This is a genomic window from Bradyrhizobium sp. McL0616, assembly GCF_049993385.1.
Taxonomy (GTDB): domain Bacteria; phylum Pseudomonadota; class Alphaproteobacteria; order Rhizobiales; family Xanthobacteraceae; genus Bradyrhizobium.
The window spans coordinates 5,846,570-5,869,464 of record NZ_CP188255.1; the positions used below are offsets into that span (position 1 = coordinate 5,846,570).

18 protein-coding genes are annotated in these 22,895 nt (G+C 63.2%); 4 read left to right on the forward strand and 14 right to left on the reverse strand.

Annotation, left to right across the window (positions count from 1 at the left end):
- The first annotated feature begins 207 nt into the window (after positions 1 to 207).
- The 4 genes from ACPPVR_RS28435 (at position 208) to ACPPVR_RS28450 (ending at position 6,726) form a co-directional block, all read left to right on the forward strand.
- The gene (locus ACPPVR_RS28435) at positions 208 to 1,719 is read left to right on the forward strand and encodes an MFS transporter (protein ID WP_426609872.1); all 1,512 of its coding nucleotides are present in this window, start codon (positions 208 to 210) and stop codon (positions 1,717 to 1,719) included.
- A gap of 240 nt (positions 1,720 to 1,959) precedes the next feature.
- Positions 1,960 to 2,601, forward strand: coding sequence for a hypothetical protein (locus tag ACPPVR_RS28440; protein WP_426609873.1), 642 nt, complete (start codon positions 1,960 to 1,962; stop codon positions 2,599 to 2,601).
- A gap of 13 nt (positions 2,602 to 2,614) precedes the next feature.
- Entirely contained in the window at positions 2,615 to 5,641 is a 3,027-nt protein-coding gene (locus ACPPVR_RS28445; RefSeq protein WP_426609874.1) for an AAA family ATPase, read from the forward strand.
- Positions 5,638 to 6,726, forward strand: a complete 1,089-nt coding sequence (locus ACPPVR_RS28450) for a hypothetical protein (protein WP_426609875.1) — start codon at positions 5,638 to 5,640, stop codon at positions 6,724 to 6,726. The genes ACPPVR_RS28445 and ACPPVR_RS28450 overlap by 4 nt, the downstream gene beginning before the upstream one ends.
- Before the next feature lie 50 nt (positions 6,727 to 6,776).
- Here ACPPVR_RS28450 and ACPPVR_RS28455 read toward each other — a convergent pair whose 3' ends face one another.
- From ACPPVR_RS28455 to hydA, 14 genes are all read right to left on the reverse strand, one after another.
- Positions 6,777 to 7,235: an ATP-binding cassette domain-containing protein gene (locus tag ACPPVR_RS28455; RefSeq protein WP_426609876.1), complete on the reverse strand. Its 459-nt coding sequence runs from the start codon at positions 7,233 to 7,235 to the stop codon at positions 6,777 to 6,779.
- A 33-nt stretch (positions 7,236 to 7,268) separates the two neighbouring features.
- The gene (locus tag ACPPVR_RS28460; RefSeq protein WP_426609877.1) at positions 7,269 to 8,252 is read right to left on the reverse strand and encodes an ABC transporter ATP-binding protein; all 984 of its coding nucleotides are present in this window, start codon (positions 8,250 to 8,252) and stop codon (positions 7,269 to 7,271) included.
- Complete coding sequence (locus ACPPVR_RS28465; RefSeq protein ID WP_426609878.1) at positions 8,249 to 9,238, reverse strand: ABC transporter ATP-binding protein; 990 nt, start codon at positions 9,236 to 9,238, stop codon at positions 8,249 to 8,251. The genes ACPPVR_RS28460 and ACPPVR_RS28465 overlap by 4 nt, the downstream gene beginning before the upstream one ends.
- Positions 9,239 to 9,257: 19 nt before the next feature.
- Entirely contained in the window at positions 9,258 to 10,181 is a 924-nt protein-coding gene (locus tag ACPPVR_RS28470; RefSeq protein ID WP_426609879.1) for an ABC transporter permease, read from the reverse strand.
- Positions 10,178 to 11,119: an ABC transporter permease gene (locus ACPPVR_RS28475; protein WP_426609880.1), complete on the reverse strand. Its 942-nt coding sequence runs from the start codon at positions 11,117 to 11,119 to the stop codon at positions 10,178 to 10,180. The genes ACPPVR_RS28470 and ACPPVR_RS28475 overlap by 4 nt, the downstream gene beginning before the upstream one ends.
- A 17-nt stretch (positions 11,120 to 11,136) precedes the next feature.
- Positions 11,137 to 12,741, reverse strand: coding sequence for an ABC transporter substrate-binding protein (locus ACPPVR_RS28480; RefSeq protein ID WP_426609881.1), 1,605 nt, complete (start codon positions 12,739 to 12,741; stop codon positions 11,137 to 11,139).
- A gap of 154 nt (positions 12,742 to 12,895) precedes the next feature.
- The gene (gene nikE / locus ACPPVR_RS28485) at positions 12,896 to 14,566 is read right to left on the reverse strand and encodes a nickel ABC transporter ATP-binding protein NikE (RefSeq protein WP_426609882.1); all 1,671 of its coding nucleotides are present in this window, start codon (positions 14,564 to 14,566) and stop codon (positions 12,896 to 12,898) included.
- Entirely contained in the window at positions 14,563 to 15,411 is an 849-nt protein-coding gene (locus tag ACPPVR_RS28490) for an ABC transporter permease (protein ID WP_426609883.1), read from the reverse strand. The genes nikE and ACPPVR_RS28490 overlap by 4 nt, the downstream gene beginning before the upstream one ends.
- Positions 15,408 to 16,418: an ABC transporter permease gene (locus ACPPVR_RS28495; RefSeq protein WP_426616202.1), complete on the reverse strand. Its 1,011-nt coding sequence runs from the start codon at positions 16,416 to 16,418 to the stop codon at positions 15,408 to 15,410. Before ACPPVR_RS28495 ends, ACPPVR_RS28490 begins: the two co-directional genes overlap by 4 nt.
- Positions 16,419 to 16,471: 53 nt before the next feature.
- Positions 16,472 to 18,091 (reverse strand): ABC transporter substrate-binding protein, encoded by a 1,620-nt coding sequence (locus ACPPVR_RS28500; RefSeq protein WP_426609884.1) that lies wholly within the window; start codon positions 18,089 to 18,091, stop codon positions 16,472 to 16,474.
- Between the two features lie 108 nt (positions 18,092 to 18,199).
- The gene (locus ACPPVR_RS28505; protein WP_426609885.1) at positions 18,200 to 19,636 is read right to left on the reverse strand and encodes an NAD(P)-binding domain-containing protein; all 1,437 of its coding nucleotides are present in this window, start codon (positions 19,634 to 19,636) and stop codon (positions 18,200 to 18,202) included.
- Positions 19,633 to 20,382, reverse strand: a complete 750-nt coding sequence (locus tag ACPPVR_RS28510; protein WP_426609886.1) for an SDR family oxidoreductase — start codon at positions 20,380 to 20,382, stop codon at positions 19,633 to 19,635. The genes ACPPVR_RS28505 and ACPPVR_RS28510 overlap by 4 nt, the downstream gene beginning before the upstream one ends.
- Before the next feature lies 1 nt (position 20,383).
- Positions 20,384 to 21,358, reverse strand: coding sequence for an NAD-dependent epimerase/dehydratase family protein (locus ACPPVR_RS28515; protein ID WP_426609887.1), 975 nt, complete (start codon positions 21,356 to 21,358; stop codon positions 20,384 to 20,386).
- Positions 21,359 to 21,374: 16 nt separating this feature from the next.
- Positions 21,375 to 22,844: a dihydropyrimidinase gene (gene hydA / locus ACPPVR_RS28520; protein WP_426609888.1), complete on the reverse strand. Its 1,470-nt coding sequence runs from the start codon at positions 22,842 to 22,844 to the stop codon at positions 21,375 to 21,377.
- Between the last annotated feature and the right edge of the window lie 51 nt (positions 22,845 to 22,895).

A 22,895-nucleotide genomic window follows, 5' to 3' on the forward strand; every position in this document is an offset into this window, starting at 1 on the left:
CAGGTTTGTTGTCTCTGAAATCTATATTGATCCGGTTTTGTTGTGTTCAAGGGGTCCCTATGTTCGCCCGGCCTGACGCGGGGCCGCGCACGACGATGTCCTAGTGCGTGTCGGCCATTGGCGTCGGGCCTGGAGGTGACAGCTGTGACGATCTCGACATCACGACGAAACACGATCGCTTTGGCTGCCGCATGCCTCGCGTCCCTCATGTTCGGGCTCGAGATTTCCAGCGTTCCGACGATCCTTCCGACGCTGGAAACGGTGCTGCACGCCGACTTCCAGCAGCTGCAGTGGATCATGAATTCCTACACCATCGCAGTCACGACGGTGCTGATGGCAACGGGCACGCTGGCGGATCGCTACGGCAGAAAGCGGGCGTTTGTCGTCAGCATCGTCGTCTTCGGCCTTGCCTCCCTGATCTGCGGCCTGGCGCAGGACGCATCCGTGCTCATCGTGAGCCGCTTCCTTCAGGGAATGAGCGGCGGCGCGATGCTGATCTGTCAGGTCGCCGTGCTCTCCCATCAATTCCAGGAGGGGCCGGAGCGCGCACGGGCCTTTTCGGCCTGGGGGATCATCTTCGGGATCGGGCTCGGATTCGGTCCCATCATCGGTGCTGTGATCGTCGCGATCGCGGACTGGCAGTGGGTGTTCCTGATTCACGCCGTGATTGCCATCGTCACGACCTCGCTGGCTGTGGCCGGTGTGCGGGAGTCGCGCGATCCCGACGCCAAGCACCTCGACGTTGCGGGCATTGCGACGCTCTCGACGTCTGTCTTCTGCGTGGCTTTCTATATCACGCAGGGTCCCGATTTCGGCTTCGTTAGCCCGACAGGTCTTGCGATCGTCGCAGCAGCGGTTCTGAGTCTCATTGCCTTCGTGCTCGCGGAGAAGCGTAGCAACCGTCCGATGTTCGACTTCACCGTCTTCCGAATACCGGCCTTTTCGGGTGCGCTCCTTGGCTCGGCCGGCATGAACTTCAGCTTCTGGCCGTTCATGATCTATCTTCCGATCTTCTTCCATGGTGCCCTCGGTTACGGCAATGTCGAGTCCGGCCTGGCGCTGCTGGCCTACACGCTTCCGACCCTGGTGATTCCGCCACTCGGCGAACGGATCTTGCTGAGGTTTGGCGGCGGCATCGCTGTTCCGCTCGGCCTCTTCGTCATCGGCCTTGGATTTATGCTGATGTGGGCCGGCAGCGGCGTCGAGCACGTCAGCTTGCTGGCGCTGCTGCCGGGATGCCTGCTCGCGGGCACAGGCCTCGGCCTCACCAACACTCCCGTCACCAACGTCACGACCGCATCGGTGTCGAGCACGCGGGCCGGCATGGCCTCTGGCATCGACATGAGCGCCCGCATGATTTCGCTGGCGATCAACATCGCCTTGATGGGCTTCATCCTGATCGCCGGCATTTCCTCCTGGCTGCGCAGCGCGCTTCCCGAAGCGCTCGATGCGAGCCGCCTGCAAAAACTCGCGGAAAGGATAGCCGGCGGCACCACCCGCGTATCCGATTTCCCCGAACTGACGGCTCTGCCGGCGGCGGATGCCGCTCTGCACGACGCATTGATCCACGGCTTCAGTCTGGTGATGCTCTATGGCGGACTTTCGGTCTGGATCCTGGCGCTGGCGAGCTTCCTGATCTTTCGCGAAGGCTACGCCGCGCGAAAGCGCCTCGCGCCGAGCGAGGATGAACCGTGCTGTCTGCCTCGCTCCTCGTCATGATCGCGAAGCGGCCCCGCTCGCTCACCTGGCGGAGCCGCTGCTGGTCCGGCGCGGGGACGAAAAACGACGCGAACGGATACTCTATTAGAAGTTTTAGAGTTCCATCTTTGCATCGCCGGTGCTACACCCGTTAGTGTTCAACCGAAGCGGATGAGCAGGATATTGCCCTGCAAGTTCCCCGCCATATAAACGGTTTGCGTTGCTCGCAGCGAACCAACTCTAAGGGAAGGCCAGACCAGAATGGCCGATTGGATATTTGAAGATTCCATAGAGAAACGCATAGACCTGGAGCGCGAGCAGATTGCGCGGATACGGGAAGCGCGAGGCCTGTTTTCCCAGACAGGTCCCTCCCAGCTCGTGGGGCTTGCACTTTCCAGCGGAGGACTCCGCAGCGCGACATTCTGCTTGGGCGTGCTGCAAGGGCTTGCAGCAGCGGGGCTCCTCCGCGGAATCGACTACCTCTCCTGTGTCGGAGGCGGCGGCTACATTGGCGGACGACTTGCCGCGATGATCGCGCGGGATGGATTCGAGCGCGCCAATCAGGATCTGGCGAAAGAGCCGATATTATTGCCGAACGCCCCATCCGCGCGCTTTTTCCTGAGTTCGGCGATCGGCCTTCTGGTTCCGCTACTCGTTCTGTTGGCCGGAACAATCCTGCTTGTCTGGGAGCTCCTGACAGTCATCGTGCCTCTGTATTGGTCCCAGCCATCGGCTCGGCTCTCGTTGCTGTTCCAGTTCACGGCCCCAGGCGCATCTCTCATGGTGATCGGGGCCGCACTCTTCGGATTGAAGAAACTCTTCCCAACCGGGCGCTCCATTTCACGTTTCGTGGGCAAAAAAATATCTGCAGGGCGACGTCCCGCTGGCTCAGCTTGCGAGTGATGGGCCCTATCCATTGTTTGGCGCCGTGACGAGCGAGCGGAAGCCGATCGCGCTTTCTCCAATCGACCGCTACAATACCGCACAGGCGGTGACCGCATCGGGGCCGCCGCCTGAACCGACCGCATCTGACGACAGTTGGCTTGGCGAACTGACCCGATGGTTGGCACGGGATAGAAGCCCCATCTCCCGGCTACTCCCCGGCAGCTTGTTCGACAGCCTTGGCATTTACGAACTGGTTCGCCGTCGCTGCGAATTCGTAATCGCCTGCGACGGCACGTCCGATCCAGGCCTCACGTTCGAAGCACTTGGCAGAGTCATCCGGAGATGCCGCATAGATCTTGGCGTGAGGATTGAGTTCTCATTCGGCCCTCTCAGCCGGGCTGAAGGGAGCCACGCACGCAAGCCCTACCAGATGGGAACAATCCAGTATCCCGACGGTCAGACCGGCTTCCTCCTGCTCCTCAAGCCCACCCTGACCGGTGGCGAGCCGACGGACTTGCTGCAATACGCCGGCACCCACCCGCAGTTTCCGATGTCCGCCGCCAGTCGCGGCAGCTTCGATGAGGACGAGTACGAGTGTTACCGCAGACTGGGCGAATATGTCGTGGAAAGCCTGCTGCGAGAGATGCCCAATTCCGCCGATTGGCAGCAATCACCGCTCGAAGATGTGCTCCGCGGCGTTCGCCTTGCGCTGCGGCCAGACCTGAAAAACGTCGAACCGTTACGCGCTCCGGAGGTTATACCTGCCGAGCTGATCGACGCCATCGCCTCGGGGGAATGCATTCTGTATGCGGGTGCCGGCCTCGGGGCTCAGGCCGGCTTGCCTATTTGGCCAGAGCTTCTGCGAGGGTTGCTTTCCTACGCAAGGGAGCGCTCGCGGATCGATCCTGCAGTCGCAAAGGAACTTGGTGCCGCCATCGAAGCTGGCGATTTGGAGGAGGTCGGAGATGAATTATCGCACCGTATCCCGCGAGAGGATATCGCTGAGTATCTAAGGACCACGTTCAACGCCTCGACGCAGCCAAGCCGTGCTCACGAATTATTGGCGCAATTTCCGTTCGTCGGCGCGCTCAACACTGGCCTCGATAATTTGCTCGCCAAAGCCTTCAGTACGGCCGCCCTATTGCCGGCCGATACGGCACAGCTCCTATCGTCGCTTCAATCCAAGTCGCGATTTGCGCTCAACGTGAGCGGCTTGCCCGCGCATCCGGATTCCGTCGTTCTCAATTCCCGGCAGTTCAGAACCGGTGTCTCGGAAAATCCTCAATTCAAGCAATTCCTGGGTACTCTGTTTCTGCAGTACCACACGCTGTTTGTCGGGTCGAACGTCGATGGCATTCGCGGATTCCTCGACGCGCTCGGGTTGAGCGGACCACCAGCGCGCCGGCAATATGCATTGATACCGCGGGAAGGCCAGTTGGATCCCGTCAAAGTGCGTTATCTCGATCGCACTTACAATATGCAGATTGTCGAGTACGAGCCCGGATTCAACTATGCGGGATTCGTCGAATATCTGGAGAAGGCGACCGACACGATCCGCCCCAAGCCGGCGCGAAGTCGGGCCACGGCCGGCAACATGACGTTGAAATCCGTCGCGCTCGAAAACATTGGGCCATTCGAAACCCTGCGTCTGGACCTGACGCCAGGCTGGAACCTGTTGCTCGGAGACAACGGGAAAGGCAAGACCGTCATCCTGAAGGCGATTGCCGCGGCCCTGTGCGGCGAAGCGGCCGATCCGGCACTGCTGGAGAGGCTCCTGCGCTCGGGCGCAGACCGCGGCACGATCCGGCTTGAGGTCGAGAGCCGCGAGCACACCATGGAGCTGACACGGATCCGTGGTGGAAAAGTGAAGGCACGCTATATCGGCCTTTCACCGCTCGAGTCGGACCGATGGTTGGCAATCGGCTTTCCGGCTTTGCGAAGCGTTCCCTGGGAGAATCCGGCGGGTCCGGATAAATCCCCGGGCGCCATTGCCGAGCCGGGACCGGACGATCTGCTGCCATTACTCCAGGGAGTCCCCGACGGACGTATCGCCAACTTGAAACAATGGCTCGTCAACCTGGACTATGCCGGCCAGCAGGAAGTCATCGCGACGTTCTTCGACGTGTTCGGGGCGCTCAGTCCGGGAATTCGCATCGGCCGTCCCCGGATCGAAAAGAACCCATTGGGAATCTGGATCGAAAGCAATGGTAACGTCGTGCCGCTGAGCGCAGTGAGCCAAGGCACCGGCTCCGTGATGTGCTGGATTGGAAACCTCATCCAGCGAATGCACGAAGTGAATATTTCAGCCGACAGCAGGCCGCTTGTTCTCGTCGACGAAGTCGACGCCCATATGCACCCGAAATGGCAACAGCTCTTCATTGAAGCTTTCCGCAAGAAATTTCCCAATGTCCAAGTCGTCGCCACGACCCACTCTCCGTTGATGGTGGGATCCCTGACCAAGGACGAGATATGGATCATTCGCAGCGTCCCCGTTCAATCGGAGATCTACGGTGTGGCGCATGTCAAACGAACGGACGGGGCGGCCGAGATTACAGTGACGGGGCCTGCGCCCGTAGACGATGACGATGCCCCACGGGAGGAACGCCGATACAAAGTGCCGGCCGACGTCAGCTTGCGAATTAGCGATGGTGAGATCGTCGAAATTGGCGAAGCACTTACGGCCGAGGATGTGAAGATCGCCGCAGAGCGCATCGACATTCCTCCCGAAGGATGGCGGGTCGATCAGATCCTGATGCTGCCCTACTTCGGTCTGGAGCGGACGCGCGACGCCAGAACGGCGGAGTTGATTGACAGATTTACACACTTGGCCGCGAAGTCGGATCCTGACGCCAAGGAACTGGAGACCGTCGCCGCCGAACTCAAGATGCGGGCGCCCGCGCCCCACGAATCGAAGGCGGCGCGCGAGGCATTCGAACTCATCCGCGAGTTCGCAGAGAACCGATTGAAGCACCTCTCCGGCGAAGAGAGACAAAAGGTTCTGTCGGAAACGCAGGTGCAGATGACGGAGTCCATCACCGGCTCACGGAGGCCCATATGATTTGGGGAGCGTGGATAGATCCCAACTTCAAATTCAAGGCCAGCGACGCCAAGAACACTACGCTCGAGTTCATTTGCTATGCGGTTGACGCGACCAGCCTGCGCGAACGTTTGGATCGCAAGGGTCTGACAGTCATCTCGATAATGCCCTACGATTTCAGTGATTGGCGACAGAGAGCGGCCACCTACAAAGACAAGGCGATCTGGCAGCGGATCAAGGACCGGTGGAGTTACGTTCGCGGTCAAGCCAGCGTGAGATGGACATGGCTGACGCCAGCGGACCTGACCGAGATCGACGGCATCAAGAAGCGCCTGATTGCAAAGATCAGGAAACAGGACGGCTGTACCGCGGCCGAGGCCATCTCGCAGATCGATTCCTGGTCCACGCAGCTCGAAGAAGAAACGCCCGCAGCCGGGCAAACACTTCCTAAAACTGCAATCTCATTCAACGACAATATCTGGAGAGAACTGAAGTGGCACCTCTTCGAACTGTTTCATGAAAAGTGCGCGTATTGCGAAAACAAGCCGCGCGCGGGCTATGCAGGAGATGTCGAGCACTACAGGCCGAAGGGAAAAGTGGACGAGGACGAAAACCATCCCGGCTATTTTTGGCTCGCATATGACGAGACAAACCTGCTGCCATCCTGCAGCCTGTGCAATCAGCCGCGGCGTGCGAAGCAGACGCGCTTTCCGGTCAAAGGTGCCCATTCGCGCGAAGCACGGAATCTTGCTCGCGAGGTTCCTCTGCTTCTAAATCCATACGATCGAAAACTCAATCCGTTCGACCACCTGGAATTCGATGCAACCGGCTTCTCCGCTGCTCACTCCGAATATGGCGAGTGCTCTCGGGACGTATACGATCTCGACCGCTCTGAACTCAAGAGCTCGCGATACGACGCGATGCAACTCGTGGAGACCGACTGGAATACGAATGTTCTCCGGAAGGGTAGTATTACGACGGCTTACGCCGACTTGCGCGCCGATATCTTGCAGGGAAAGCGGGAATATTCTGCCGCGCAACTCTGGGCTCTGGATCGGCTGAAACGTCGTACCGTCGACGAATTGACGCGCCTTCCGGGAGTTTGACTGACGCCAAGGATGCTGGTCGCCGCGATACGGGCAACAGCCGCCAAACATCAGCCCGAGGCCGCCGGGGCGCTTTGTAAATTGCTTGCGGCCGCGCCGCCGCGAAGCTTCGCACTCAGTCCGCGCTGGATGTCCGGCACCGAAGCCAGTAAGGTCCGCGTATAGGCTTCGGCAGGATTTCGCAGGACCGTCTCCACATCGCCCTGCTCGACAAGACGTCCATTCTGGAAGACGAGCACCCGGTCCGCCAGATGCTCGATGACGCCGAGATCATGCGAAATGAAGAGCAGCGCCGTTCCAAGCCGCGACTGCAGTTCCGCGAGCAGATCGAGCACCTGGGCCTGGATGCAGATGTCGAGCGCCGACACTGGCTCGTCGCAAACGATGACGGCCGGCTCGTCCGCGAGCGCTCTCGCAATCGAGACCCGCTGGCGCTGGCCGCCGGACAGCGAGCGCGGCAATCGATCGAGGTGATCGGCGCTCAGGCCCACCAGTTCGAGCAATGACACGATGCGGTCTAGCGCTCACAGGATTGACAGCGCCTAGCCCTGCGGCAAGGCGTCGAGATGGCAGGCGACCCATCGCTCGCCCTCAGTCGAACGAAGCAGCGGCTCCTCGGTTCGGCAGCGATCGAAGACGTAGGGACACCGGGTGTGGAAGCGGCATCCGCTCGGCGGGTTGATCGGGCTTGGCACGTCGCCGCCGAGAATGATCGGATTGCGCTGGGCGCCAGGCTCCGGCAGCGGGACCGCCGAGAGCAGCGCCTTGGTATAGGGATGTCCTGGCGCGGCAAAGATCTCCCGGCGCGGCGCCACCTCGACGATCTTGCCGAGATACATCACCGCGACGCGATGTGTCATGTGCTCGACGATGGCGAGATCATGGCTGATGAACAGCAGCGCCAGACCGAACTTCTGCTGAAGGTCCTGCAGCAAATTGACGATCTGCGCCTTGACCGAAACGTCGAGCGCCGAGACTGCTTCGTCGCAGACGATCAGCTCAGGCTCAGCTGCGAGCGCTCGCGCGATGCCGATGCGTTGCCGCTGACCACCAGAGAATTCATGCGGCCTGCGATTCAGCGCCTCGCGCGGCAGGCGCACCGTATCCATCAGCGTCGTGACGCGCACCTCCAGGTCTTCCGCGGATTTGGCAAGACCGAAGTTGCGGATCGGCTCGGCCAGAATGTCGCGCACGCGCATGCGCGGATTGAGGCTCGAGAACGGATCCTGGAACACGACCTGCACGCGGCGGCGCATCTGGCGCATCGTGTTCGGATGCGCGTCGTCGATGCGCTGGCCGTCGAGGATCACCTGGCCCGAGGTGATGTCGAACAACCGCAGGATGGCGCGGCCGACCGTCGACTTGCCGCAGCCGGACTCGCCGACCAGCGACAGCGTCTCGCCGCGCGCGATCTCGAAGGACACGCCGTCGACCGCGTAGACCCATTCGGACTTGCGGCCGAACAGACCGGTCTTGACCGGAAAATGCTTCTTGAGGTCGTTGACCTGGAGCAGCGGAGGACTCATGCCGCGACGGCTCCCTTGGCTGCATAGTGGCAGGCGGCGATGTGGCGGGGGCCCTTCTCCTCAAGCCCCGGGGCATATTGCCGGCAGAGATCCGTCGCGAGCGCACAGCGGCCGGCAAAGACGCAGCCGGTGATCGGCTTCCTGAGATCCGGCACCTGACCGGGAATTTCGGCGAGCCGCCTCGCGGTGCCGGTCAGCGACGAGCCGAGCCTCGGCACCGCACCGAGCAGGCCCTGCGTGTAGGGATGACGCGGCGAACGGAACAGCTCGGCCACGGGCGCCTCCTCGACCTTGCGGCCGGCATACATCACCATGACGCGCTCGGCGATCTCGGCGACCACGCCGAGGTCGTGGGTGATCAGGATGATCGCCGCACCCACGCGGTGCTTGAGATCGAGCATCAGCTTCAGGATCTGCGCCTGGATGGTCACGTCGAGCGCGGTGGTCGGCTCGTCCGCGATCAGGAGTTTTGGATTGCAGGCGAGCGCAATCGCGATCATTACACGCTGGCGCATGCCGCCAGAGAGCTGGTGCGGATATTCGCGCACGCGCCGCTTCGGCTCGGGAATGCCGACCAGCGTCAGCATCTCGATTGCCTGCGCCTCGGCGGCCTGCTTGTCCAGGCCCTGATGTATCATCAGCGTCTCGCGGATCTGGCGGCCCACGGTCAGCACCGGATTGAGGCTCGTCATCGGCTCCTGGAAGATCATCGAGATATCGTTGCCGCGGATGGCGCGCATCTCGCGATCGGAGAGTTGCAGGAGGTCCCTGCCCGCGAAGCGGATGGCGCCCGCGATCCTGCCCGGCGGCTCCGGGATCAACCGCATCAGCGACATCGACGTCACCGACTTGCCGCAGCCGGACTCGCCGACAATCGCCAGTGTCTCGCCCTCGTTGACGTGGAACGACACGCCGTCGACCGCGCGGTTGATGCCGCTCGGCGTGCGGAAATGGGTTTGCAGGTTCTCGACTTCAAGCAGCGCCATGGCGATCAGCCTCGAAACATCAGAGGCTCTTGGCCATGCGCGGATCGAGCGCATCGCGAAGGCCGTCGCCAAGCAAATTCACTGCAAGCACCGTGACCGAAAGAAAGGCCGCCGGAAAGAACACGATGTAGGGCTTGACCTGCCACAGGGCGCGGCCTTCGGCCATGATGTTGCCCCAGGACGGAATGGTCGGCGGCGTGCCGGCGCCGATGAAGGACAGGATCGCCTCCGTGATCATGGCGCTGGCACAGATATAGGTCGCCTGGACCAGCATCGGCGCGAGCGTGTTGGGCAGGATGTGGCGCAGGATGATCATCGGCGTGCGCGTGCCGCAGGCCACGGCTGCATCGACATAGGGTTGCTCGCGCAATGACAGCACCACACTCCGAACAAGACGGGAAACCCGCGGGATCTCGGCAACGGTGATCGCCAGGATGACGTTGCCGACGCTGCCGCGCGTCAGGGCCATCAGCGCGATCGCGAGCAGGATCGGCGGGATCGACATCAAGCCGTCCATGAAGCGCATCAGAATGCCGTCGGCCCAGCGAACAAAGCCGGAGACGATACCGATGGCAACGCCGGCGGCAGAGGCGAGCGTTGCCACCGACAGGCCGACCGTGAGCGAGACTCGCGCGCCGTAGAGCACGCGTGAGTAGATGTCGCGGCCGAGCACGTCGGAGCCAAACCAGAACGCGGCCGACGGCGCGCGCGTGCGCTTGGCCGGCGCGAGCGCGGTCGGATCGACCGTTCCGAGATAGGGCGCGAAGACGGCGATCAGGACAAGCGTCAGCAGCAGCGCACCGCCGATCGCGACGGTCGGATGGCCGCGCAAGAAGCCGACGATGCCGCGCCGGATCACGACAGGCCGAAGGATCTCCGGCAGCTGCGGCGCGACGACGAAGCCGGCCGGGAGCGCTTGCGGGTTGACGGTCGTATCGGTCAATAGCGGATCCTCGGGTCAACGAGCGTGTAGGTGACGTCGATCATCAGATTGACGAGGACGTAAACGAAGCTGAACAGCAGCACGATGCCCTGGATGACGGGATAGTCGCGGCGCAGGATCGCATCGATCGTGAGACGGCCGAGGCCGGGGATCGCGAACACGCTTTCCGTCACGACTGCGCCGCCGATCAGGAGCGCAATGCCGATGCCGATCACGGTCACGATCGGAACCGCCGCGTTCTTCAGTGCGTGGATGAACAGGATGCCGCCTTGCCCGAGGCCCTTGGCCTTGGCGGTGCGGATATAGTCCTGCTGCAAGACTTCGAGCATGGTGGCGCGTGTGATGCGCGCGACCAACGCAATGTAGACACAGCCGAGCGCGATCGACGGCAGGATCAGGTTTTGCAGCCACGGCCAGAAGCCCTCCGTGAGCGGCGTATAGCCCTGCACAGGAAGCCATTCGAGCTCCAGTGCAAAGACATAGGCGAGGACGTAGCCGACAACGAAGACAGGCAGCGAGAAGCCGAACACCGCGAACGCCATGATGGCGCGGTCGATGAAGGTGCCCGCCTTCCAGGCCGCCACCACCCCGAGCGGCACTGCGACAACGATCGTGAGCAAGAGCGTGACGATCATCAGCGACAACGTCGGTCCCAGGCGCTGCCCGATCATCGCCGACACCGGCAGATTGGTGAAGATCGAGGTGCCGAGATCACCATGCAGGATACGCCAGACCCAGCTTCCGAACTGAATCAGGAAGGGACGGTCGAGGCCGAGGCCTTGGCGGATGCGCTCCACATCCTCCGGGCTTGCCTGGTCGCCTGCAATCACCACAGCGGGATCACCCGGCGCGATGTAAAGCAGGCTGAACACGAACAGTGCAACAATCGCCATCACCGGCAAGGTGGAGACGATGCGCCGGAGGATATAGGAGAGCATCTGGCCTCAGCGCAGGATCATGCGGACTTCGATACGCCCCAGAAGAACGGCAGCGGCCCCTTGGCGATGCCGGAGACGTTCTTGCGCCAGGCCGTGTAGCTCAGGAAAAAGCCGGTCGGCGCATAGACGACGTCTTCGAGCGCGGCCTTGTTGAGTCGACTGACCGCCGCCTTCTCCTCATCGAGGTTCTTGGCCTCGAACCAGGACGAAACTTCCTTCTCGGTATTGGGGCTGTTAGGCCAGCCGAACCAGGCCTTGTCGCCATTGGCGCGAATGGCGGTGTAGGGAGCGGGATTGATGCAGTCCGCACCCGCGTGCCAGGTGTGGAACATGTTCCAGCCGCCCTGTCCCGGCGGCGTCTTCACCGCACGGCGCGCGCCGACCGTGCCCCAGTCGGTCGCGACGAAGTCGACATTCATGCCGAGCTGCTTCAGGAGATCAGCGGTCACATCGCCGAGCGCCTTGGTGATGGGCTGATCCTGCGCCACCAGGCACGTGACCGGCTGACCGGAATAGCCGCTCTCGGCGAGCAGCTTCTTGGCGGCGTCGAGATCGCGTTTGCCCTTGAGGATCTCGCCACCCGCCTCGGTGTAGAGCGGCGTGTCCGGCGTGAAGAAGCCGGGCAGCGACTTCCACAGCGAATTGTCGTCGCCGACGAGCGCGCGCATGTAGTCTTCCTGGTTCATCGCCATCAGCACCGCGCGCCGCGCCCGCACGTCGTTGAACGGCGGATAGAGGAAATTCATGCGGAACGACCCGATATTGCCGAGGGGATCGCCGATATCGACGCTGATATTCTTGTTCTTCTTCAGGACGGGAACGAGGTCCGCGATCGGGTTCTCCCACCAGTCGACCTCGCCGTTCTGCAACGCGGCCGCCGCGGTCGCCGGATCCGGCATCACGATCCATTCGACGCGATCGATCAGGATCTGCTTGCCGCCGGCGAGCCACGACGCCTTCTCCTGCCGCGGCACATAGTCGGCGAACTTCTCGAACACCGCCTTCGCGCCGGGGACCCACTCGCCCTTGGCGAACTTCATCGGCCCGGAGCCGACATAGTCGGTGATCTGCTTGAACGGATCGGTCTGCGCGGTGCGTTCGGGCATGATGAAGGCGCACGGCGCATTGTTCTTGGCGAGCGCGTAAAGCAATTTCGGGAAGGGCTGCTTCAGCACCCATTTGAAGGTGCGATCGTCGACAGCGGTGAGTTCCTGCTGGTTTGCCCTGATCATCAGGCCCATGGGATCGCGCGCGGCCCAGCGCGTCAGGCTCGCAACGACGTCCTTGCTCAACACCGGCTCGCCGTCATGGAATTTGAGCCCGGGCCGCAACTTGAACGTCCAGGTCGTGCCATCGTCGGTCACTTCCTCGGATTCGACCATCTGCCGCTGCGGCTGGAGCGAGGAATCGACGCCGTAGAGCGTGTCCCAAACCAGCGCCGCTGCATTGCGCACGACATATTGGGTGCCCCAGATGGGATCGAAATTGGCGAGATTGGCCTGCGGCACGAAACGCAGGGTGCGGGCTGAGGCGCCTTGCGCGATCGCCGGCGCCGAGAGGCCACCCGACAATGCCAGACCGCCCGCGCCAGCCAGTCCCTTCAATACGGTCCTGCGATCCATAAAGTCCTCCCAGTATTGCCGTGATGCCGGCCGTTCATTGGCCAAGGGCAGATGAAACCAAGCCCATTAGCGTGCAAATGGTATGCCAGTAACCGGACCTTCGCCAGCCAGATCTCATCGACTTTCTGGCTAGTCCAAGTACCAAACAGCGGCATCAAAGCGCGGCCGCCAGCGCCGGCCCGGTCTCGATATGCGGGATCGCCTCGACCAATTCGCGGGTATAGTCGGTTTTCGGGTTGTCGAACAGCGCGCGGCTTTCGCCCTGCTCCACGATGCCGCCGTTGCGCAGCACGATGGTGCGGTCGCAGAGCATTCGCACCACGTTGAGATCGTGGCTGACGAACAGCAGCGCGATGTCGTTCTCGCGGCGCAAGCGATCGAGCAGTTGCAGCACCACCGCCTGCACCGAGACGTCGAGCGCGGCGGTCGGCTCGTCCAGAACCAGGAGCCGCGGCCGGCACGCAATGGCACGGGCAATCCCGACGCGGGCCTTCTGGCCGCCGGAGAGTTGGTGCGGAAAGCGCGGCAACAGATCCAGCGGCAAGCCGACCCGCTCCGCGCATTCCTCCACCCGTTCCTGCAACCCGTCGCCTATGCGCATACCGTCGAGCCGCATCAAGGGATGGGCGATGCAGTCGAAGGCCGTGTAGCGCGGATTGAGGCTCTCGTTCGGGTCCTGGAAAACCATCTGGATGTCTTTGCGAAAGCGCGAGCGGTGAAAGTCGCGCGACGCAACATGCCCGATCGACTGTCCATCGAACACGATGTCGCCTTCGCTCGGGTCGATCAGACGGCAGATCATCCGCGATGTCGTGCTCTTGCCTGAGCCGGATTCACCGACGAGACCGACGCTTTCGCCGCCGGCCATCACCATCGAGAAGTCCGCGACCGCGGCCGAGCCCTGGTCGAAGCGCTTTGCGAGCTTTCGCACTTCGAGCAGCGGCGGCGTGCCGTGCGCGAGCTCTTGCCTGGGCTTGCTGACAACTGTCGCGTGGCGCTCCCGCTCCGCCTCCGTCACGAGGTCCTCGATCCGTGACGTCGCGGTCGGCGAGGCCGCCACCAGGCGCTTCGTGTATGCGTGCTGCGGCGCGCTGAAGAGAGTTTTTGGACTCGCCTCCTCGACGATGCGTCCGCGCTCCATCACGGCGATGCGGCGGCAATAGCGCGCCGCGAGCCCGAGATCGTGCGTGATCAGGATGGTCGCCATGCCGCGCGCGGCGGCAATGTCCGCGAGCAGATCCATCACCACCTTCTGCGTGGTGACGTCGAGACCGGTGGTCGGCTCGTCGGCGATCAAGAGCGCAGGATTGCAGGAGATCGCGATCGCGATCATCACGCGCTGGCACATGCCGCCGGAGAGCTCGTGCGGGTAAGCGTTCATCCGCGTTTCAGGGTCGCGAATCTGAACGGCGCGCAGCAACTCCAGCGCCTCGGCGCGCGCGGCATCCTTCGATATCCGCTTATGCGTGAGGATCGCGTCCGCGATCTGCAGGCCGATTGCGCGGATCGGGTTGAGCGCGGCCCGCGGATTCTGGAAGATCATCGACATCGCGGCGCCCTGGAGATGACGGAGGTCGTCGCCCCTGAGCTTCGTCACATCCTGCCCGCGAAACAGGATCTTTCCGCCGGTGACGCGGCCGGCAGTGTCGAGCAGCCTAGTCGTCGCAAAGCCGGTGACCGATTTTCCTGATCCGCTCTCGCCGACGAGGCCGAGCATCTCGCCAGCTTGGACCGCGAGCGTGACGCCGCGCACAGCTTCGACCAGTCCACGCCGCGTCGAGAACGAGACGTGGAGATCGTCGATCCTGAGCAGTTCCTCGCTCATGTGCGCATGCGGGGATCGAGAATGTCCCGCATCCCGTCACCGAGGAGATTGAAGCACAGCACGGCCATCATCAGTGCAAGGCCCGGAAAGGCCACCAGCCACCACCGCCCGGTCGAGATGAAGCGCGCACCTTCTGCGACCATGATGCCCCATTCCGGCGTCGGCGGCTTGACGCCGAGGCCGATGAAGGACAGGCCGGCCGCGTTGAGAATGGCCCAACCGAGATTGAGCGAGATCTGCACCGCCATCGCCGGCAAGATGTTCGGCAGCAGGAACCGCAGCACCACCGAAAAATGGCTCTCGCCGCAGGCACGTGCGGCCTCCACCCAGCCAACATTGCGACGGACGTTCACCTCGGCCCGCGCGAAGCGGATGTAGAACGGAAGATTGATGATCGCGGTCGCGATCACGATGTTCTCGATCCGATTTCCGAGTGCGGCCACCATCGCCATCGCCAGCACGAACAATGGAAAGGCCATCATGACGTCGACAAAGCGGCCGACGCCACGATCGAGCTTGCCGCCGGCATAGCCGCAGAACGCGCCGACGACGGCGCCGATCACGAAGGAGATGCCGACCGCGGAAACCGCGATGGTGAGGTCGAGCCGGGCAGCGACGACGAGGCGACTGAACACGTCCCGCCCGAGCTGGTCGGTGCCGGCGAGGTGCGCCGCGCTCGGTGGCAAAAGCGCTTCCGAAACATTCGAGACCACGGGATCATAGGGCACGATCCAGGGCCCGAAGATCGCGACGAGCACGAACAGCAGGACGCCGGCCGCGGAAACGCCGGTGAGCGGGTTCCCGCGCAGGATCCAGACCGAATGGCGAAGGGTGGCGCTGGTCATTCGATCGACACCCTGGGATCGGCGATGCCGTAGCAGACATCCACGACCAGATTGACCAGCACGAAGAGGCTCGCCATCAGCAGCACGAATCCCTGCACCGGCGCATAGTCGGAGGACAACAACGCATCGAGCGCGTAGGAGGCCACGCCCGGCCAGGAGAACACTTTTTCCACCAGGACGTTGGCACCAAGCATGGTTGAGAACACGATGCCCGCAATGGTGATGACGGGCAGGATCGCGTTGCGCAGCGCATAGGTGATGACCACCTTGCGCCAGGACAGGCCAACGGAACGCGCGGTGCGGACGAAATCGCTGCCCAACGAAACCAGCATCGAGGCCCGCGTGATCCGCGCCAGCGGCGCGATGACGAACAGGGCCATGCTCACCGCCGGCAGGATCAACTGTTTGCAGGCCGCCCACCAACCCTCGACATCACCGGCCAGCAGGAAATCGATCGATAGGAAGCCCGTGCGTTGCGGCGGCAGCGACGTGAAGACATCGACCCGCCCGGTTGGATCAGGCGCAAGCCCAAGCAGGTAATAGAAAACGTAAATCAGCAACAAGCCCGACACGAAGGTCGGCACGCAGACGCCGAGCGCGCAGAACAACCGCACACCATGATCGACGAACGACCCCGGCCGCAGCGCCGCGACCACGCCGAGCGGCACGGCCGCGATCAGCGCGATCAAAAGCGCGGTGAAGGTGAGTTCGAGCGATGCCGGCAGCCGCTCGCGCAGATCCTTCAGCACGGGTTGCCCCGTCATCATGGAACGGCCGAGATTGCCGTGGCCGATGTCGGAGAGATAGTAGACGAGCTGCTCCGGCACCGACCTGTTGAGCCCCATCTGCTTGCGGATCTGCTCGATCTCCTCCTTGCCGGCGTTGGGCCCCGAGGCGAAGAACACCGCGGGGTCCCCTGGCAGGACGCGCATCAACAGAAAGGTGAAGACCAGCACACCGAACAGTGCCGGCAGCGACGACAGCAGCCGCTTGCCCGCCCGCACCATCGTCGTGCCAAGACTGCTCGTCACCCCTTTTGCGTCCTTCCCGTTTGCTGCCGTCACTTGCGGCTAACATCGCGGTAGTCGACCTGCCGATGGAATTCGTAGGTGTAGCCCTCGATCGACGGAGCCATGACCGCGTCCTGGTTCGGTTGCCACAGCGGAATCTGCGGCATCTCGCTGAAGTGGATCGCGTTGAGCTTGCGGCCGTCCTCCTCGTATTTCGCCTTATCCGGCTCGAAGCGGGCTTCCTGCGCGATCGCGGCCAGCTCGGGATTGTTGATCGAGCTGTAGTTCCAGCGCTGATTGCCGGTATAGAAATTGCGATAGAAATAGTCCGTCGAGGGCAGCCAGGCGACGATGCCTTCGGTGAACAAGGGCAGCTTCTTCTCGTTGATCTGCGTCGACATCTGCGCGTCCGGCAGCTTCTGGATGTCGACCTTGATCCCGATCTTGGCAAGCGATTCCTTGACGAGGGCCGCCATCGGCTCCGCGGTCGAGGCCTGACCGACGTTAAAACTGAAGGTGGTCGAGAAGCCCTCAGGCAAGCCCGCGGCCTTGAGGTATTCACGGGCCTTGTCGAGATCGACCTTCACCGGCGCCTGGAACGGATAGATGCCGTTCAGCGGCTTGCCATCTGGCCAATTCGCGCCGAACAGCGGCGCGCCACGGCCGAACAAGGCGGCCTTGAACATATCGTCATAGGGCAGCGCGAAAGCGATGGCGCGGCGGACGTTGACATTGTCGAACGGCGGGATCTGGTTGTTCATGGAGACGAAGGTGATCGCATTGTATTGCGGCGTCGAGACCACCTTGAGCTTGCCCTTGGCCTCGAGCGACTGCACGTCGCTGGCCTGGAGATCGACGACGATATCGGCATCGCCGCGCTCGACCAGATTGGCACGGGTCGCCGGCTCCGGCACCGACTGCACGATCACGCGCTTGAAGAAGGCCGGCTTGTCTGGCGAGCCGCGGTTCCAGGTCTCGTCGCGCTTGAGGATGACCTGCTCACCCGGCTTGAACGTCTCGACCACATAGGCGCCGCTGCCGGCGGTGTGCTCCTTCAGCCAGGCCGTGGCCCAGGGATCGTCCGCCGTCGCATGCTCTTTCGCGACCTTGGAGTTGATGATCAAGGGATAGACGGTGGCGAGATTGGGCAACGCCAGCTTGTCGGGTTTTGGCAGCGTCACCTCGATGGTGAGCGGATCGATCACCTTGAACTGGTCGGCCGACGTCAACGAACCCGTCAGCAATTGCGCCTTGCCGAGGATCGGCGCGGTGACACAGCGGTCGAGCGACCATTTCACATCCTCGGCCGTGACCGGCGAGCCATCCTGGAACTTGGCATCCTTGCGCAGGCGGAAGGTGAGCTTCAACCCGTCTGGACTGACGTCGTAGGATTCGGCGAGCTCGCCCGTGATCTTGTCGAGATCGAACACCCATTTGCCGTTGAGCTGCTTGCGGCCGAACGCCACCAGCCGGTCGTAGGTGCTCATGCTCAGCGCGAAGGACTCGCGGGTCGAGCCAGGGATGTTGGGATCGAGCGTATTGACCGATGCACCGGTGACGTAGCGCAATGTCTCCGCCCTGGTTTGCGCCTGCGAAGGTGCGGTAGCGATGAGCAACAGCGCAGTGGTGGCGAGCACGCAGATCGCAGGCCTGAAAGACACAAAACGCATTCGTTTTCCCCAAGATTTCGACAAGAAACGCCAGCGAGGCAGATTAATAAACAAGCAAGTTGCGCGCCAGTCCTGGAAGGACGCTTCGTCGCGGCGGCGCATGGACAATCATGTGGGGTCTCCCACCTTTTGCGCTGGCCGCGTGACAACGGCCTGCGGCACATCATAGGCGCTGAGTGAAGCCCAGTGGTGAGCGATATCGGCGCGGAACAGGCCGCGCGTCAGGCCATCGACCAGCTTCGGCACCGCAGTCGTCATCGCATTGATCGACGATCCCGACGGACCGAAGCTCATGGTGGAGGCGATGGCGAAAAGATGAATGTCGGAGATCCACGGCGTCTCGCCCGGCACACGCTCGGTGAAGGCATAATCGTCGGCGAGATAGGGAAAGCGGCCAAGCCGCGCGTTGCGTTCGCTCGCAGGCGGTTGGTAGCGATCGGCCCAGGTTGCGATGTTGCCGGCAAATGCGCGCAGCTCGCCGCGCCCGGCAAAGTTCATGTCGATGCCGGTGCCGCAGATGACGAAGTCCGCCGTGATGGCGCCGCGCGGCGTCTGCAATTCAACGCCGCCATCGGTCTGTCGTACACGTTCGACCGGTGCACCTTCGTGCAGTGTGAAATTGGCATGACGCGCACAGCGGTCGTAAGTCGGCTGCGGAAACCCTTCCCGCATTTCCAGGATCTTGCGCATGAAGCGCCAACGCCAGGCATCATCGAGATCGCTGAGATGGCGCAGGAAGCCGCGGAAGGTCAGCCAGCGATAGGGCTGGATCAATTGAATCTGCGCGCGGCGGCACAGCATATGCACTTCGGCAGCACCTGCTTCCAGCGCTGTTGCCGCATTGTCGAAGGCGGACGCGCCTGCACCGATCACGGCAACACGCTTGCCACGAAGGCTTTCGAAATCGATATGGTCGGCGACGGTCGCGATCGAACCTGATGGCAGATCGCGCAGCGGCTCCGGGATCATCCAGCTGCCCATCCCCTCCTGCCCGGTCGCCAGCACGATCTTGCGCGCATAGAGCGTCTCGGTGCCGTCGGCACGTTTCACGTGTGCGGCGAGCAGGCCGTTCGCGGCCCGAGCGATCTCCAGGAGCTCGCAGCCGTTGCGCACCGGCAATCCAACCGTGCGCCGCAGCCACAGCAGATATTCCGCCCAATGCCCGCGCGGGATCAGGTCGAGCGTCTGCCAGTTCTCCTGGCCGAAACGCGCTTCGTGCCATGACTGGTAAGTCAGGCTCGGAATATCGAGGTCCGGACCGGTGTAATCCTTCGGGCTGCGCAGTGTCGGCATCCGGGCATAGGTGAGCCACGGCCCCTCCATCCCTTCCTCGGCCTTGTCGAGCAGCAGGATGTTGCTGACGCGCGAGCGCATCAGGCCAAAGCCGATGGCGATGCCGGATTGGCCGGCGCCGATGACGAGCACGTCAAGCGCCGGCTTGCCGTCCGGTCCCGGCTTTGGAGGGAGCCACGCGGCGCCGGGATGCGCGATCTTCGCAAGATCGGCGCGAACATCGGCTTCGAGGTTGGTCAGTGCCTCACTCATGCGGCCAGCCATCCTCCGTCGACCACCATCACGGTGCCGGTCGTGAAGGACGATGCATCGCTGGCGAGATGCAGCGCGGCTTGCGCGATTTCCTCCGCCTCCCCGAACCGCTTCATGGCGTGGCGGTTGCGGGAGGCTTCGCGCACCTCGTCCGAATTGGCATGACGGGCAAAGCTGCGGCGAAGCATCGGTGTGTCGATCGCGCCCGGCGCGATCGCGTTGACGCGAATGCCGTCGGTTGCGAAATCCACCGCCATCGTCCGTGTCAGGCTGACGATAGCGCCCTTGGCGGCGATATAAGCGCTGTTGGCCTTGCCCCCGGCGATGGCGAGCTGCGACGCCAGTGTGATGATCGAACCGCTCCTCTGTCGCTGCATCTGAGGCACGGCGGCCCGCGCCCACAGCCAGGTGCCGCCGACATTGGCGCGGAACACCGCGTCCCAGTCGTCCGGGCTCGTCGTCAGCACTGTGCCGCCGCAGGAAAAGCCCGCCGCCGTCATCAGGATATCGAGGCGGCCGTGGCGCGCGACGACGTCGCCAACAATGGTCTTCGCGAAACCGGCATCGCCGACGTCTCCGACATGCGTCGTTGCCCCGCTCACCAGGCTGAGCGATTCCTGAAGGCCGGCGGCATCGCGATCGACCAGAGCGAGACGTGCCCCCTCCTCCGCGAACAGCTTTGCGCTGGCCCGGCCAATGCCCGAGCCTGCGCCGGTGATGATAGCCGTGCGCCCCTGCAGCCGCATCTCAGATCCACTCCTTGTGCCGCGCCAACCACGCGCTCATCGCCGCGGCGGACTCGGCGCAGCCGAACCGCGCGCGCCAGCCAAACTCATCCGCCATCCGCGTCACGGATAGCGGCGCGCGATAGGATCCATGCAGCTTGATGGCAGTCTTCTCGCCGGGCGCCGCGAGCCGACACTCCAGGCCGGGATGCAACGCTGCGAAGGCCTCGCCCCATTGCAGCGCCGGCCATAGCCCGCCGCGGGAGATGTTGTAGAGCCGATGGCGCGGCCGCTCAGCTTCGATCAGCAACGCGACGGCTTCCGCGGCATCCGGAGCATAGATCCAGTCCCTCATGCCAGCTTCAGGCATGATGGCCGGCTCGCCGCGGGCGAACGCGGTCAGGATCTGGTACTGAAGGCTCGGCGTATCGCGCACCGAACCGGGCCGCTCCCATGGACCAAACACGGCGCTCAGGCGCACGCTCAGGAAATCGCCGCCAAAGAGCTCAGCGTGGCGCGCCACCGATCGCTCAGAGGTGAACTTGCTGATGGCGTAGAACGAGACCGGATCGCACGGCGAGTCCTCGTCCAGACTCTCGACCCGCGCGCCCGCCGCGCCATAGGCCGATGCCGACGAGAGATTGACGACCCGGCGAACGCCATGACGAATGGCGGAGAGCAGGATGGGGATCTGCGCCATCACGTTGATCTCGAGAACGCGCGCGGTCGACGCCCGCTCGAGATCGTCGCCGGCGGTGACAGCGGCACCAAGCACGATCGCATCAACGCCTTCGGCGATGAGGGCGTCGATGGCTTCTGCGTCCGTAATATCGCCCTGCACGGCTTTGAGCCGTTCGCCATCGTCAGCAAGAGATCGTCGCGCGGATGGCGGCAACTCTGCGCGGTCATACAGCGTCACGTCGTGGCCGCGCGCCAGCAGCACCTCCGCGAGATTGAGGCCGACAAAGCCTGTGCCGCCGAAGATGACGATCCTCATATGCTGGGGTCCATCGTCACAGCAGCTTTGCCCCAAAATTCCGTTCCGGATCCATGTCGGCCACGAGCCGGCCGGTGGGTTTTGCCGCCTCGCCGCCGCTGCGCGCGAGGAACTTGCCGCTGCCGGGGCTCGCCGGGCACTTGTTGCCATCGATGATGACGCGGCCGCGCGACAGCACCGACACCGGCCAGCCCTTCAGCTTGCGGCCCGCAAACGGCGTGTAGCCGGCAAGGTCGTGCATCATCTCATCGGCGATCGTTGTCTCGCGGTTGGGGTCCCAGATTGCGATGTCGGCATCGGCCCCGACCGCGATCGAGCCCTTGCGTGGATGCAGATTGTAGATCTTCGCGGGCGCCGTCGACGTCAGCTCGACGAATTTTTCGAGACCAAGCCGCCCCTTCGAGACCATCGCGTCGAACAGCAGCGGCAGCCGCAGCTCCAGTCCCGGCAGGCCGTTCGCGACCTGCTTGAAGTTGGGATTGGGGCCGGCGCGCAGCTTGCCGGTCTCATCGAAACGATACGGCGCATGATCCGACGAGATGGTCTGGAGATCGCCGAGCGACAGCGCCTGCCACAGCGCCTCCTGGTCCGAATGCGTGCGCGGCGGCGGGCTGCACATCCATTTGGCGCCGTCGGCGCCGGGCTTGTCGAGATCGGCGGCGGTGAGGAACAAATATTGCGGGCAGGTCTCGGCAAAAACCTTGAGTCCCTGCCCACGCGATTCGCGAATGACCTTGGCGCCTTCGGCGGTCGAGACATGGAAGATCATGATCGGCTGGTCGATCAGCGCCGCCATGCCGATCAGCCGGGTGAAGGCTTCGGCCTCCGACACGCGGGCGTGGCTGACGGCGTGGTATTTCGGCAGCGTGTAGCCGCGCGCGAGCAGGCGCTTCACCATCCAGGCGATGATGCCGTGGTTTTCAGCGTGGGCACACAGCATCGCGCCGGATTGCCGCGCGGCGAGGAGGATGTCGAGCAGCGGCTCGTCATCGACCTTGAGCCGGTCGTAGGTCATGAAGATCTTGATCGACGCATGGCCCTGCTTCACCAGCGCGGGAATGTGCTCCTCGACCGTCTCCTTGGTCGCGTCGGCAATGATCATGTGGAAGGCGTAGTCGATCACGGCGCCCTTCTTCGCCAACGCGTGATAGTCCTCCACCACCTGCGGCAGCTTCATGCCGACATGCTGGGCGGCGAACGGGATCACCGTGGTGGTGCCGCCGAAGGCGGCAGAGACGGTCGCGCTCTCGAAAGTGTCGGCGTTCATGATGCCGGCTGCAGACAATTGCTCGATATGGGCGTGGCTGTCGACGCCCCCGGGCAGCACCAGCTTGCCGCGTGCGTCGATCTCGCGCTTGGCCGGCGCAAGTCCGCGGCCGACCGCCACGATCGTTTCGCCGGAGATGGCGACGTCGGCCTCGAAAACGTCGGTCGTGGTGGCGACGCGTCCGCCGCGGATGATCAGGTCGTAGGTGGGTTCAGTCATGAGGCACTCCATGATATGCCTGAAACACGTGATCGCCATTTCAAGGGAAGA